The organism is Nostoc sp. WHI (assembly GCF_015714725.1).
Lineage (GTDB): Bacteria > Cyanobacteriota > Cyanobacteriia > Cyanobacteriales > Nostocaceae > Nostoc.
This window is the reverse complement of sequence record NZ_WBKM01000160.1, coordinates 1-14,093: the sequence shown is the minus strand read 5'-3', so window position 1 is coordinate 14,093 and position 14,093 is coordinate 1. Positions and strand designations below refer to the sequence as shown.

The following is a 14,093-nucleotide window of genomic DNA, read 5'->3' as shown; positions in this document are numbered from 1 at the left end:
TTTGATAACAGTGACAGTCTTTATTTTCCCCTCAATTAGTCGATGTATTTTGGCTTTGACTTCTCCTATGTTACCGGGAAGTTTTACATTACCATTTACAATCTTGACGTTTTGAGGATACTGGATAGACTGTTTGCCATGCTTAGATTTGAACTTAGGAAATCCAGCACGTTTCTCAAAAAAGTTTTTGTAGGCTGTAGTTAGATTCAGTGTCATAGCCTGTAAAACTTGGCTGTAACAATCAGCTAACCACACAGTCTCTTCTGCCTTTTTGAGTGAAGGAAGAAACGCATTGAGTGCTACACGGCTAAGTCCTTTGCCCGTCTCTTTGTAAGTCTCGATAGATTTATTTAGAGCGTAATTCCACCACCATCTAGCACACCCAAAAGTTTGAGCTAATTGGATTTGTTGCTCAAGTGACGGATATAAACGGACTTGTACCACTTTGTGTAACACTTCACTTTCACCTCCTTGATAGGAATACTCTACCACAAATGTATTTTATGATAAAGTACTTAAACAAAATAATTAGGGATTCGTCATACATCCGAAATTTGTTTTTGCTTGATGCAAAAAATCAATTCCAGATGCAATCCTCATCCCCTGCTCCCTATCCCCACCTTATGAGTACATTGAAGGTGGGGACTTCCGCAACACGTTAAATTTTAAAGCGAGGTTGGGTGCTGCTGCACTAAGTAAAGTAAATGTGAAAAAGAAATCTGTCCTCTCTCCAGTCACGTTCACTGCTGCAATTCCCCGGTTGTTCCAAGCTAAGTTGTCGTCGGGTTTAATTTCTATGGCTCTGTCGTAAAATGCGATCGCTTCTTCAAATCGCCCTAAATTATCCAGCGCATTACCCCAGTTGGTCAAAGCATTGTAGTCGTCATGTTTGAATTTGAGGGCTTCGTCGTAAGATGCGATCGCTTCTTCCAGTCGCCCTAAATCATCCAGTGCCACACCCCGGTTGTTCCAAGCTTCGTGATCGTCGGGTTCGATTTTGAGGGCTTCGTCGTAGGATGCGATCGCTTCTTCATGTCGCCCTAACTTATACAGCGCATTACCCCGGTTGTTCCAAGCTTCGTGATCGTCGGGTTGGATTTTGAGGGCTTCGTCGTAGGATGCGATCGCTTCTTCATGTCGCCCTAACTTATCCAGTGCCACACCCCGGTTTTTCCAAGCTTCGTGATCGTCGGGTTTGATTTCTATGGCTCTGTCGAAAGATGCGAGCGCTTCTTCATGTCGCCCTAAATTACCCAGCGCCAAACCCCGGTTGTTCCAAGCTATGTGGTAGTCGGGTTCGATTTTGAGGTCTTCGTCGTAAGATGCGAGCGCTTCTTCATGTCGCCCTAAGTTATACAGCGTCACACCCCGGTTTTTCCAAGCTTCGTGGTAGTCGGATTTGATTTTGAGGGCACTGTCAAAAGATGCGAGCGCACTAGCAAAATTACCACTATCGTATTGCTCAACGCCTTGGTTAAACCAAAATTCTGCTTCATTAGTCGTTGAATCATCAGCAGCATTAAATTGATTAATCAGTGGTTCAATAATTACTTGTGGATCAGTTGTCTCAATTTCTAGTTGCTGGCCAACTTGCTGAACTAAATCTGCATCCTGTTCCAACCTTACCAACAACTCATCAAGTGTAATTGTTTCTGCTTCTGTTTCTTCCTCCGCGTCCTCTGCGCCTTGGCGGTTCGTTTTTCCTCCCCCCAACCGCCGCCCAATATCATAAGCAACAACACTAACTTCCCCAATATTCAACTCACCCAGTTGCACCATCCGCTTTGCTAACTCATTATTCGGTGTAGGTAAAGCTAACAATCTTTCGCCAAAGCCCTGCAACCACTCCAGCAAGTTAGCTTCATTGATGCGGTTTGCAGCCAAGAAACCTTTTGCCCCTCCTCTACTCAAGCCATCATTAACTTCTGCTAACAACTGGAGAAATAACGATTCACACACCGCATCTGTTAGCTGTTTTGGTAGTTCTACTTTCCTCTGTTTCTCTAACGGAGGAGTCTGCTTTTTGCCAAATAAGCGCTGAAAAGACCTTTTGAGCCACCGCCAAAGCCGCTTGAGCATCTGCCGCAACCATGTATTGCTTTTGTTGTGTATTTTAGCAATTTTATGGCTGTAATTTTTGCAACCCGATGCAATAGCATTGTTATATCATGTCCGGTTGAACACTTGTCATTGCGAAGGTCGTGAAGCAATCTCCAAACCCCTGCGATTGCTTCACGACCTTCGCAATGACAGGACATGATATTAGTCGATGCAATCAATGGCAATGTTAGTCGATGCAATGGCAATGTCAGTCAATGCAATGGCAATGTCAGTCGATGCAATGGCAATGTTAGTCGATGCAATGACAATGTTAGCCGATACAATGGCAATGTCAGTCGATGCAATAGCAATGTCAGTCGATGCAATAACAATGCAGAAGGTTGCGTTGAAAATTAGTCCGCAGAAGCGTACTTCGTATGTACAGCCGCGATTTCTAATCGCCTGGGCTACACATACGTTTTAAATCTTGTAAAACTGCGGCGGCTGATTGATAGCGATCGCTAAAATGATAGCAAACCATCTTATCTAAAATTGCCGCTAATTCTTCGCTGACTGGCGCTGTTTGCCGCCACATCACATTACCTGTTTCTGGATCTGGATGAAGTTCTTGCGGTGATATCCCAGTTAGGGCTTGAATGCCAATCATTCCTAAAGCATAAATATCACTACACAAGCGGGGATGACCAGCAAATTGTTCTGGAGGTGCATAACCCCGCGTCCCGATAGCTACTGTGGCTAATTCTGTTTGTTCACTACTTGGCGGTTGCATCAATTTCACAGCGCCAAAGTCAATCAACACCAGCCGATTATCTTCAGCACATCTAATAATATTAGTCGGTTTGATATCACGATGAATCACTCGATGCTGGTGAACAAATCCGAGAACTTCTAAAACTTGTTTGAGCATCTCCATCACAAATGATTCGTTCTGCACCTTTTGCCCAGGTGGTAATTCTTCACTTAAAGTATGTCCCTCAATATATTCTTGAACTAAATAGAATTCTTGGTCATCTTCAAAATAAGCAAGTAGTTCGGGAATCTGATGATGTTTACCCAAAGATTCTAATATTTCAGCTTCACTATTAAACAACCTGCGAGCAACTTGCAAAAATCGTGTATCTTGACGAGCTGGCATTAACTTTTTAACTACACAAATAGGATTACCTGGTCGTTGAGTATCCTGTGCTAAATAAGTGCGACCAAATCCACCCGCGCCGAGAGTTTTAGAGATTTTATAGCGTCCACTCAAAAGCAAATCACCAGATTTTATTTCTGGTGAATCAATTGGAGTAGCAAAATCAAGATATGAATCGGGAAGTGCTGTTTTATCTTCTAAGAGTACATTTAATTGAGCGATCGCTTCTTGTTGTTTTTCAACTTGCAGAATAATTACCTGAGTTTGCCTCTGATTTTGGTAGCTAATATAACCAATCACAGAAATACTACTAATTACTAAAGCAAGACCAGAAGGAACTAATGGCACCCATCCGGCTTGGAAAAATAAAGCAACGCAGATTCCTATTAAGACAAGTAGAGTTGTTCCTACTACCACTAACAACAGCAATGGATTTTGCCACCGCCATGCTAAAACACTACCTAAGAGCGACCAGCCCCACACCCAAATAAATTCCGCCCAGTCTGGCCAATACCAAATTAGCGATCGCCCATCCAACACTGTACTGATAAGCTGACTTGCTATCTGTGCATGAATAAACAGAGCAGGCATTCTGGCTGGTTGATCTGGCAAAGTGCTGTAGGGCGTATAAAACCCACCTGGAGGTAGATTAGCTGCTGTAATGCCAATAATTACCAGACGGTCTTTGACTAAATTGGAATTGAGTCCGCCACTGAGGACTTGTGAGAGAGTTACTTGGTCGGCGAGGCTGTTGGGGTGACGGTAATTTAATAATATTTGATAGCCATCTGCATCCAGATGTTGATAACCCCCAGAATTAGCTTCTAAGCGTGGGAAAAGGATTTTACCTAACTGAAAATCCCCTTTTTTAGTAAAGTGGTATTCAATGCCTTGTTTTTCTAAATAATTAATTGCAATTAGGGCACCAAATGCAAATGATGTTGTACATTTTTTGTCTGTAGAGTTGGCAAATAACAAACTACGGCGGAGAATTTGGTCGTTTTCATGGTCAGCAACCACATCGCTAAACCCAACATTATCTATGGGAAAATTGGGTGGCGGTGGCATTTCATCTCTACCCAAGCTGCTAAACAAACAGGTGCTGATAATATTGTCTTGATTTTGCAGATTAGCCGCCAAATTTTTGTGTTCTGGTTGGAAAAGATATAAACCAACAATTCGCGGTTGATAAGACTCTATTTTCTTTAACAACTGATTGATTTTACGATCTGATAGAGTCCATTTCTCTCGTTTAAGATCCTCGTCAGTGATTTTTACCAGCAAAATCCGCCGATCAGGTGCTTGTGCTGGACGCGATCGCAACATCTGGTCATAAACTCTAAACTCCCAAGGCTGTAACCATTTGAGTTCCCGAACTCCCCATATTAAGGCGGTGACTCCCACACTGGTAACCAAAATAATTTGCAACCAGCTTTTGCTGAAGGAAGTTTCACGGGAATCCTGAACTTTGACAAACGGGACACGGAGTTTTTCTAAAAGTCCACTAATCACGGTGTTGCGGCGGTAGCCTGAATTGGGTAGATGCTCTAATTTAATGTAGCAATTTACTTACTGGTTCGAGGCGATGTCTGGCGACAAGTCGCTTTGTATTTTTAGCTAATCATTTGTTTTTAACGGTTGAGCATCTTCAACAGGACTGGCAATAGTGAAGGAAATAGAATTAATAGACGGGGTTGGTAAATCTAATTTAGGTTGTTCTAGTGATACTTCGATACTTGGATCATCGAAATAGGAACCAACAATCTTGTCATAGTTAGAAGCAACAGCTAAAAAAGCCCCACCCAAAATATAGATGGGCAATGGCAAATTAAATTCTTGCAACCACTCAAACAGTTCTCCCAAGGCAAACAGCACTAAAAAGCAGGCAAGCCAAACCTTCATATTTTCATCCCCTGCATTGAAACAATTCTATTATTAGCTTAAATAGCTTGCATGATATTTAATGTAGTATATAAAGTCTAGGATAGCAGGCTGGTATTTTCTGGCTCAAGTCTGACTAGAGGCAGCAGCCCCTAGTCACCCTTTCCCATGCAGAGCATGGGAACGAGAGAACAATGGGAAATCGAGCTTTTCCAGATGAGAGAGCCGATTTCAAGTTGATGAAGTACACAAGCTAAGTCTGAAAGCCAGATATAAAGCCTGTTTTACTTCAGAATTCTGACTCCTGAATTCTGCTGTAACTGCGATCGCCTCTTCGGGCGTATTCATGGAAATGGCAGCAATGGGTGTTAATCAAAGACGCGGCGGGTAAGTGTTCTTGAAAATGCTCTGCGATCGCAACAGATCAGAAAGACAAGAAGGTTTTACAAGTGAGTTCAAATGTACTGGGTACACAACTAAGTATTTTAGATTTGACAAAAACGAATTTAGAAGTTAAGGCAGGTGAGTTTGTAGCTATTGTCGGACGTAGTGGTTGTGGTAAGAGTAGCTTATTGCGCCTTATGTCAGGATTGGATAAAGCGACTACGGGCGGAATACTACTACATAGAGAACTGCTCTGTAAGTTCAGTCGCTCTGTTGATAAATGCCATAGTTGCTAAAGTCATAGAAAAACCCTTGGTGGATTCTAGTTACTTTAGGTTACCCTGAACACATCAGAAGGTTTCAGAGACTTTTTCCTGTTGAGTAGAAAGAGAGCGAATTAACTCCCGAATTACATCGGTTGCTGGTCTTCCCGTTACTGAGCAGTATTTTTCAAGCTTTTCTGCCTCACCTGATGTGAGATTGATTGTAAGTCGTTTAGCAGCCCATTTTTTATTCATATACTAGTACTAGACAAGCTATTATTTTAAACTACTTCTCTAATATCAATCATTTAAACGGCTACTACAATAGTATAATTAATGACCTTTGTTTTAAGTAATGATGAAGCAGAATATAATATTTTTCTAAGCAATAGTAAAGAGGTAGAGTATATTTTAAAGTATGAAGTTTAGTTATTTTTAGCAGAGTAATTATAAATTAAATGTAAAAGGCATATTGAATAATGTATTAACAGCAGATTTAATCACATCAAAACATCACCTTTAACACCAAGTATATTTGGGTATATGCAGAGCGATCGCAAATTAATTTTTTGGATTTTGAGCGGAGCCGGAAATGCTCCGCCTTTGGAGAAAGCTTCCTTTTGACCGAAACTAGGGTGTGGGGTGTGGGGTGTAGGGTCAAAAGAAAAAACTCTCTTATTTATGTACACCCCGCCCCGGAACCAATAAGGTACAAGCCCCCACCAAATTGGAGATTTGGTGGTCTTATAAATCAGTGGTGGGTTCAGAGCCAATACTGATTTATTTCCTACCCCCTACCCCCTACACCCAACACCCTTGTTTTTGACCAAGACCCTGTGCTAGCTTGCTTCGATTTGGTATTACGAGGAACAGAACAGGGCGTGATTTTGAATTGCTTAGTATCCTGCTTGCTTGTCTACGACATTCCGCAAGGGCTGATCGGTTTGGTAGCGTTTAATATTGTCGATAAACAGTTCTGTTATCCGCTCTCTCAGTCGTGGCGACAAGGCTGAACAATGGGGTGTGATAAAAGCGTTCGGTAGCGACCACAAAGGACTTTCCGGGGGCAGAGGTTCTGTGGCAACTGTGTCTAATCCAGCCCCCGCAATCCATCCATGATGTAGTGCAGTGAACAATGCAGCTTCATCCACTATTGAACCGCGAGCGATATTTATCAGGTAAGCAGACCGACGCATAGAGCGAAATGCGGCTTCATCGATCATACCTTTAGTTTCCGGGGTCAATGGTGTAGCGATAACTACATAGTCTGCTGCCGGAAGGAGCGATCGCCATTCGTTGGCACCCACTACTTTGTCAAAATTCGGTAGGGGTTCGGCATGGCGGCGACTACCCCAAACTTGGACTCCAAAGGCTTTGGCACGAGATGCGATCGCTACACCAATATTCCCCGTGCCGATAATCAATAAAGTCGTGTCCGCCAACTCTTCGACAGACAACCCTCTCACCCAAGTGTGTTCATCCTGCAAAGCTTGCAATTTCCGCAGATTCTTGGCGTGATAAAGCATGAATGCCAGTACAAATTCCGAAATTGGAATCGCGTGAATTCCTGCGCCATTTGTGAGGATAATATCTCTTTGCAAAAAAGTTGGCGTGAGGATGTGATTCACGCCAGCACTCGGTGACTGTTGCCAACGCAGCGCGGGTGCTGCTGTCAGTACTTTGTCATGGGTAAAGGCTTTCAGATAGAATCCGTTAATATAAACTTCCGCATCGCTAGCATCCCCGTCTAAATTTCCATCAACATCTGTTCTTACAACCTGTATATCAGGCGGTAGATGTGGCTCAATGTCAGCAGCGAGGTCGAGCGGCAAGATCAGTTTCATTGTAGATTACTCTTTCCTATTTACAGGGTTATCTCTAGAAATTGCCAGCATTAATCAAACAAAGATTTTCACAAGGTGCTTGATTGTTCTGGCTATCTGTGATAGTTTTCTTTTTACATTCTACAAAATACTATAGACCTATCGACTTACCGTACTTTGTTGAAGCACATTTCAAACTGAGTATTATTTGAGAGCGTAATTGTGTATGAGCTTAGAGCTACATCTATCGGGTAAAACAGCGATCGTTACAGGAGGAAGTGCTGGGATTGGGTTGGCTACTGCCAAAGCCCTTTATAGTGAGGGCGTGAATGTGGCGATGCCTACGGCGGCAAGCTACGCAGCTCGTAACCCAGAACGACTAGAAAATGCTGTGAGTGCTATCCAGTCTCTACCTACCCCAGGGGCTAAAGTTATTCCCATCAGCGCCGATTTAACAAAAGCAGAGGATGTTGAGAAAGTTGTCTCAACAACATTGGCCCAGTTTAGTCAGATTGATATCTTGATTAACAATGCAGGTTCAGCCCGTGCGGGTTCTTTCCTGGAATCCACTGATGATTTATTTTTGGATGCTTGGAACTTAAAATTATTGGGCTATATCCGCCTAGTTAGAGCCGTCGTCCCCCATCAAAAAAGTCGCGGTGATGGACGAATTGTCAATATAGTCGGCGGTGCAGGACGTACACCTCGTCCTAACTTCCTAGCTGGTGGCACAAGCAATGCGGCTCTGCTCAACTTCACAAAGGGCATTTCTAAAGAGTTAGCCGAGTACAAGATTCGGATTAATGCCATATCGCCCGGTGCTACTGCTACTGAGCGTGCCGAGACTTTAGCCCGGCAGAATGCCCAAGCGCAAGGGATTACCGTCGAGCAAGTAAAAGCACAAAGCATTCAAAGTATCCCTTTAAAAAGAATCGCCCAGCCAGAAGAAATTGCCGCGCTGGCGTTATTTTTGGTGTCTGATCTGGCTGCATCAATTACAGGAACAGAGATTATCGTTGATGGCGGATCTACCCCTGGTGTTTAGCAGTAGAGACACGACTAATCGCGCCTCTACTCTTGTAAAAACATAAACTTATTGGAGATCAAAAACATGGGTTCTCAATACTTTGACATTAAACCAGTTGCAGGACGTATCGGTGCTGAAATTATTGGTGTTAATCTGAGTTCTAACCTCAGCGATGATATCATCAGCGATATTCGTAAGACTCTAGTCAAATACAAAGTGATTTTTTTCCGTGGTCAGCAACAACTTGATGCTGATGGACAGGTGGCCTTCGCTCGTCGTTTCGGTGAAGTTACTACAGCCCACCCCACTGTACCATCGCTTCCAGAAAACTCAGAAGTCTTAGACCTGAATTATGGCCGCACTACTTCCCGCGCCAATAACTGGCATACCGATGTGACATTTGTAGACCGTCCGCCGCTCGGTTCTATCTTACGATCGCTTGTCATTCCCCCAACAGGAGGCGATACAATCTGGGCAAACTCTGTGACTGCATACCAAGATTTACCTATCCATCTGCGTAATCTCGCTGACCAACTTTGGGCAGTACACAGCAACGCCTACGACTATGCAACTGGATTCGACCTACCTGAAGATGCCAAAGCTTACCGCGCTGTCTTTACCTCGACTGTATACGAGACTCTGCACCCAGTTGTACGCATCCATCCCGAATCCGGTGAGCGTGGGCTATTCATCGGCGGATTTGTGCGCCAGTTCCGTGGCTTATCAACAACTGAATCAGATGATCTTCTCCGGCTGTTGCAAGCATACATAACACGTCCTGAGAATACAGTCCGGTGGCGTTGGCAAGTTGGTGATGTAGCCTTTTGGGATAACCGAGCTACTCAACATTATGCAATTGCAGATTACGGCGACCAGCCCCGTCACGTTCAACGAGTGACAATTGTCGGCGACCTCCCGGTGGGCAGCGATGGTAAACAAAGTGAGGCCATCAAAGGAGATTCTTCTACGTATAATCAACGCGTTGCGGTTGCTGTTTAAAAGAAGATTGGGCATTGGGCAAAAACAGTTCCGTTAGCGGATAGCTAAGGTTTAGCCCGTTCCGAGTTCCGAGTGAAGAAGTGAGATTCCCAACTCAGCACTCAGCACTCAGCACTCAGCACTCCTGAAGGGCATTGAAAAGAGGTACAAAGGCAGGGTACAGAGGAGAGGAATTCTGCTACCCTGTTTCTTGCTAAGGTTAATTCGTAACTCAAAATAATGCCGCCATCATTAACAATTTTCCACAGCTTACTTCTCTTTAGTACCGCTTTCGTTGCAGGGGGGCTAAATGCTGTAGCGGGTGGTGGAAGCTTTATCACCTTTCCAACTCTCATCTTTACAGGTGTATCCCCGATCGCAGCTAATGCCACCAATAATACAGCAATGTGGCTGGCCGCTGTCGCAAGTGCTGGAGCATATCGTCAAGATTTAGACATTGAACGGCGAGATTTTTTACTTTTATGTAGTGTAAGTTTAGTTGGTGGCATAATTGGCTCTCTAGCTTTGTTATATACATCGCCTGATGTTTTTCAAAAGTTGATTCCCTATCTGTTGCTGCTGGCAACACTTGTATTTACCTTTGCCGAACCTTTCAAAAAGTGGTTGCAGCATCAAAGACAGAAGTCATCACCTGAGTCTGTACCCCTATTTAATTTAATGGTAGCTCAACTAGCGATCGCTATCTATGGCGGTTTCTTTGGCGCAGGTTTAGGAATTTTAATGCTGGCAACTCTGACATTTTTAGGCATTAAAAGTATTCACACCATGAATGCTTTTAAGACGTTTTTAGGGAGTTGTATTAATGGTATTGCGATTATTCCATTTATTTTTGCAGGTGTGATTGCTTGGCATCAAGCTATTTTGATGGCAGTAGGTGGTTCTCTTGGTGGTTATTTAAGCGCTCATTATGCTCGTAAACTTGAACCGCAGTTAATTCGGAAATTTGTGATAATTGTTGCCTTCAGTATGACTGCATACTTTTTTATTCATGGTTAAAGGTTTTGCAAAAGTAACCTAATTTGCCATGATTAACCTTCATAAAGATTGAACTGTCCTTTATCCGAAATACATCAGCCCCATCAACTAAGTTCGCTAAAGGTTCTACCAGACGTTTTTCTAACCACTCAAATGGTGATTTAGTTATAACAATAAATTTATCTCAGCAGAATCAGTTAACAAAGTGCTAAGGGCGTTGATTGAGTCAATGCCACAAGCAGCAAACAGCGAGACAGTCTAAGCATCGCAAGCCGTCTTATTCGGATAACTCAACGCTCTGTTAGAAATTATTGCTATGACCCCGCTAAACCTTTGACCAAATAAGTAATTCGCCCTGCTCACCACCTGCGGCTAGTAACTTGCCTTGGGGATGCCAAGCTAGACTAGAAAATCCTGCTGAGATACCTGTAATAATTTCGGACACTTCCTGAGCGTTGTTCCACAAACATAACCAGCCGTCAGCAGCAGCAGAAGCAAGAAGGAAGCTTTTGGGTGCAAAGGCGATCGCATTGATCACACCCACATGATTAGTTAATACTCGTGCTTCCCAACCCAAGGAATCATCTTCTAACTTTTCCCACACCACAATACCTTCAACGCTAGAGGATGCTAGTATTGGCGCACCGACTCTTGTGGTAGCTTCTGACCATGCCAATTGGCGAATTTTACCAGGGAAACCGCGCATCACCCAAGGGTCGGGGTTGTTCCATTCTAAAACGGTGACGCTACGATCCATGTTGCCAGAAGCCAAGAATTTGCCATCGGGCGACCAAGTCATCGCTAAACTGACAGTAGTCATATCCAGGATGTATGGATCTTCATCCCAGTTTTGACTATGCCAAATCTTGACTCCTTTGTAACCGCTAATGGCTAAGTACTGTCCATCAATCCGCCAATCTATAGCCAAAACTGAAGAGTTATCGAAATTCAGCGTCACGACAATTTCATGAGTATCTGCATCCCAGACTTGGACGTAACGCCCCAAACTAAAAGCCAGTTGGTTGCTGGTGTAATTCCAAGCTAGCTTGTCAACCCATGCAGGGGCATTTTCCAACGTGGCAATTAATTCAGTGTCGCGCCAAATTTTTACTTGTCCATCCTGTCCGCCAACGGCTAAAAATTTGCCATCGGGGGAAAAGGCAAGACAGTCTACTGATTTATCGTTACTAGTCTGTACGGTTGTTAGTTTGCCATCATGCCACAGAATTACTTCACCGGCGGCGGAAGTTGCTGCTAAAGTTTTACCTTGTGGCGACCAAGCGATCGCAGTTACATAATCTGAAAGTGTCCCCGAATAGTGTTGTTCAAATTCCTTAGATTTGCTGGTTGTGGAGTTCATATTTGTAAAGGGGGAGTGGGGAGTGGGGAATGGGGAATGGGGAATAAGTAATTGGTAAATTTCCTACTCCCTACTCCCGACTCCCCACTCCCTAATTTATGCTAGACAGGCGAGAAAATCTTGCTTGAGTTGGGCTGCATCAAGATTGCGACCGATAAAGACCAGTTCGTTTTTGGGGGTTTCACTTGGTTTCCAAGGGCGATCGGGTTTGCCATCAAATATCATGTGCACTCCTTGAAACACAAATCGATTCTCTTCCCCAGCAATATTTAAAATGCCTTTCATCCGAAAGATATCTGCGCCTTGAGTACGCAGTAATTCGGAAATCCAAGCGTTTAATTTTTCTCCATCGATCGCACCTGCTTCTACTAAAGCCACAGAAAAGACGCTTTCATCGTGTACGTGGGCATCTTCGCCTAAGAAATCTGGGTCAATTTCCAATGCGCGATCTAAATCAAAGGCTTTTACACCTAATAAAGCATCTATTCCTAGTTCAGAATTCTGGGTACGGTAGATTTTAGCGATCGCATTCATTGCCCGAATCCGCTTTTCTAATTCATCCAACTCTTCTGGCGCTACCAAATCAGTTTTATTAAGTAAAATTACATCGGCAAAGGCAATCTGTTCTTGGGCTTCGTCTGCATCCCAGTGCTGCCAAATATGCTTGGCATCTACGACTGTTACCACTGCGTCTAGAGACAATTGGCTTTGCAAATCTTCATCAACAAAAAATGTCTGAATCACTGGGGCAGGATCGGCTAGTCCAGTCGTTTCAATTACTATATGGTCAAATTTATCGCGCCGCTTCATCAAATTGCCAATGATCCGAATTAAGTCGCCGCGCACTGTACAACAGATACAGCCATTGTTCATTTCAAAAATTTCTTCATCTGCATCGATAATTAATTGATTATCAATACCCACTTCCCCAAATTCATTGACAATCACAGCAACTTTTTTACCGTGTTCGTAGGTGAGGATGTGATTGAGTAGAGTCGTTTTACCTGCTCCCAAATAGCCAGTCAGAACAGTAACGGGAACTGAATTGTTGATTACGTCAGCCACCATACTCTAAATTCCTCTTGTCCAATCATATAGATAATCATTATCACTCATGATAGGACTTTTTATATTTTTGTGCGAACTTGGTGTAATTTAGGGTTTAGCAAAAAAATTACATATTGACAACTATCTAAACTGCAAATTATGATCCGATCGCCCTCATTTTATTTGCAATAGCAGAGATGGCATTGTTTGCGGCGATCGCTCGGCTAGAAAAGAGCCGGACGATCACACCGATCAACTAATTTTCTTAATTTACTAATACCTCGTGCCATCACCATTTGTTGTCGCTTTCTCTGTATTTGGTGTCATCACTGCTGCGATCGTCGTTGTTGGCAAAGTCTTCAGTGCAGTATTCCCCACGGATTGCTTACTACTCTTGCGTGGTTTACCCCCTGCCTGCATATACTGCAAACTGTTCTTACCATAGCGTGTTGCCACACTCATCAACATTTTTTCTGAGTAGCTTCTCAAATCCTGCTCTAGCAATTTAATTTGCCCTACCGCTTCATCAACCGTGGAAAGCATTGTGTTGTAGCTCGATAGCTTCGTTTGTAAGGTTTGAATCCGTCTTTCATACTCCGCTAAACTCAAGCTATCGCTAAACTCAAGCGTTTCGCTAATCGATCTCATCCCCGATATCCGTAGCGTTGCCTTATTTAATACCGTAGAACTGCGTTTAAGTCTCGCCATGAATGCCTCTCCTGCAAAAAGTTATGTAAAAATTAGTACAGACTTGTGGTTACACTTTAGCTATTTGTTATTCCTCTTCCCCTGAGTAAAAACAACCAAAACTAAAGTGAAGTTTACGGTAAAATCTGATATTTATTCCCTAATTTCACTTAAAACCTTTAAAGTTATTTGTATAAAAAATTTTATAAAAAGAATTCAGAACTCAGGAGTCAGAATTTAGTATGAATTCTATAAGACTGTTTGATAACAAAGCGTTGGCGAGTCCACAAGTACCCAAACATCGTGTTGAAGTACCCAAACATCGTGTTGAAGTACCCAAACATCGTGTTGAAGTACCCAAACATCGTGTTGAAGTACCCAAACATCGTGTTGAAGTACCCAAACATCGTGTTGAAGTACCCAAACATCGTGTTGAAGTACCCAAACATCG

The 14,093-nt window shown here is 43.1% G+C and carries 15 protein-coding genes and 1 pseudogene; 6 read left to right on the top strand and 10 right to left on the bottom strand.

Going from position 1 to position 14,093, the window contains the following annotated elements:
• Both F8S12_RS17185 and F8S12_RS17180 read right to left on the bottom strand, forming a co-directional pair.
• On the bottom strand, positions 1–456 hold a 456-nt coding region (locus F8S12_RS17185), incomplete at its 3' end, for an RNA-guided endonuclease InsQ/TnpB family protein (RefSeq protein ID WP_196517353.1).
• Between the two features lie 165 nt (positions 457–621).
• On the bottom strand, positions 622–2,079 hold the full coding sequence (locus F8S12_RS17180) for a tetratricopeptide repeat protein (protein WP_196517352.1): 1,458 nt from the start codon (positions 2,077–2,079) through the stop codon (positions 622–624).
• A 177-nt stretch (positions 2,080–2,256) separates the two neighbouring features.
• On the opposite strand from F8S12_RS17180, the gene F8S12_RS17175 reads away from it, so the two are divergent.
• The gene (locus F8S12_RS17175) at positions 2,257–2,457 is read left to right on the top strand and encodes a hypothetical protein (RefSeq protein ID WP_196517351.1); all 201 of its coding nucleotides are present in this window, start codon (positions 2,257–2,259) and stop codon (positions 2,455–2,457) included.
• Between the two features lie 37 nt (positions 2,458–2,494).
• Here the strand turns inward: F8S12_RS17175 and F8S12_RS17170 are convergent, their stop codons facing one another.
• Positions 2,495–4,708: a CHASE2 domain-containing protein gene (locus F8S12_RS17170; RefSeq protein ID WP_196517350.1), complete on the bottom strand. Its 2,214-nt coding sequence runs from the start codon at positions 4,706–4,708 to the stop codon at positions 2,495–2,497.
• 105 nt (positions 4,709–4,813) lie between these two features.
• Positions 4,814–5,098: a hypothetical protein gene (locus F8S12_RS17165; protein WP_196517349.1), complete on the bottom strand. Its 285-nt coding sequence runs from the start codon at positions 5,096–5,098 to the stop codon at positions 4,814–4,816.
• A gap of 428 nt (positions 5,099–5,526) precedes the next feature.
• Between F8S12_RS17165 and F8S12_RS17160 the strand changes: the two genes are divergently transcribed.
• A complete protein-coding gene (locus tag F8S12_RS17160) occupies positions 5,527–5,757 on the top strand; it encodes an ATP-binding cassette domain-containing protein (protein ID WP_442946808.1) in 231 nt (76 codons plus the stop codon).
• Positions 5,758–5,811: 54 nt separating this feature from the next.
• Here the strand turns inward: F8S12_RS17160 and F8S12_RS17155 are convergent, their stop codons facing one another.
• From F8S12_RS17155 to F8S12_RS17145, 3 genes are all read right to left on the bottom strand, one after another.
• Positions 5,812–5,979, bottom strand: a complete 168-nt coding sequence (locus tag F8S12_RS17155) for a CopG family transcriptional regulator (RefSeq protein WP_196517348.1) — start codon at positions 5,977–5,979, stop codon at positions 5,812–5,814.
• 245 nt (positions 5,980–6,224) lie between these two features.
• The gene (locus F8S12_RS17150; RefSeq protein WP_196517347.1) at positions 6,225–6,497 is read right to left on the bottom strand and encodes a hypothetical protein; all 273 of its coding nucleotides are present in this window, start codon (positions 6,495–6,497) and stop codon (positions 6,225–6,227) included.
• A gap of 123 nt (positions 6,498–6,620) precedes the next feature.
• The gene (locus tag F8S12_RS17145; RefSeq protein WP_196517346.1) at positions 6,621–7,568 is read right to left on the bottom strand and encodes a D-2-hydroxyacid dehydrogenase; all 948 of its coding nucleotides are present in this window, start codon (positions 7,566–7,568) and stop codon (positions 6,621–6,623) included.
• Between the two features lie 205 nt (positions 7,569–7,773).
• Between F8S12_RS17145 and F8S12_RS17140 the strand changes: the two genes are divergently transcribed.
• The 3 genes from F8S12_RS17140 to F8S12_RS17130 all read left to right on the top strand — a co-directional run bounded on the left by F8S12_RS17140 (position 7,774) and on the right by F8S12_RS17130 (position 10,569).
• Positions 7,774–8,592, top strand: a complete 819-nt coding sequence (locus F8S12_RS17140; RefSeq protein WP_196517345.1) for an SDR family oxidoreductase — start codon at positions 7,774–7,776, stop codon at positions 8,590–8,592.
• Between the two features lie 66 nt (positions 8,593–8,658).
• Positions 8,659–9,573 (top strand): TauD/TfdA dioxygenase family protein, encoded by a 915-nt coding sequence (locus F8S12_RS17135; RefSeq protein WP_196517344.1) that lies wholly within the window; start codon positions 8,659–8,661, stop codon positions 9,571–9,573.
• Between the two features lie 219 nt (positions 9,574–9,792).
• A complete protein-coding gene (locus tag F8S12_RS17130) occupies positions 9,793–10,569 on the top strand; it encodes a sulfite exporter TauE/SafE family protein (RefSeq protein ID WP_196517343.1) in 777 nt (258 codons plus the stop codon).
• Positions 10,570–10,873: 304 nt separating this feature from the next.
• Here F8S12_RS17130 and F8S12_RS17125 read toward each other — a convergent pair whose 3' ends face one another.
• The 3 genes from F8S12_RS17125 to F8S12_RS17115 all read right to left on the bottom strand — a co-directional run bounded on the left by F8S12_RS17125 (position 10,874) and on the right by F8S12_RS17115 (position 13,663).
• The gene (locus F8S12_RS17125) at positions 10,874–11,908 is read right to left on the bottom strand and encodes a WD40 repeat domain-containing protein (RefSeq protein WP_196517342.1); all 1,035 of its coding nucleotides are present in this window, start codon (positions 11,906–11,908) and stop codon (positions 10,874–10,876) included.
• Positions 11,909–12,004: 96 nt separating this feature from the next.
• Complete coding sequence (locus tag F8S12_RS17120) at positions 12,005–12,976, bottom strand: CobW family GTP-binding protein (protein WP_196517341.1); 972 nt, start codon at positions 12,974–12,976, stop codon at positions 12,005–12,007.
• 252 nt (positions 12,977–13,228) lie between these two features.
• Complete coding sequence (locus tag F8S12_RS17115) at positions 13,229–13,663, bottom strand: hypothetical protein (protein ID WP_196517340.1); 435 nt, start codon at positions 13,661–13,663, stop codon at positions 13,229–13,231.
• Between the two features lie 221 nt (positions 13,664–13,884).
• Here F8S12_RS17115 and F8S12_RS17110 point away from each other — a divergent pair.
• Positions 13,885–14,093 (top strand): annotated as a pseudogene (locus F8S12_RS17110) (hypothetical protein); the annotation flags it as partial.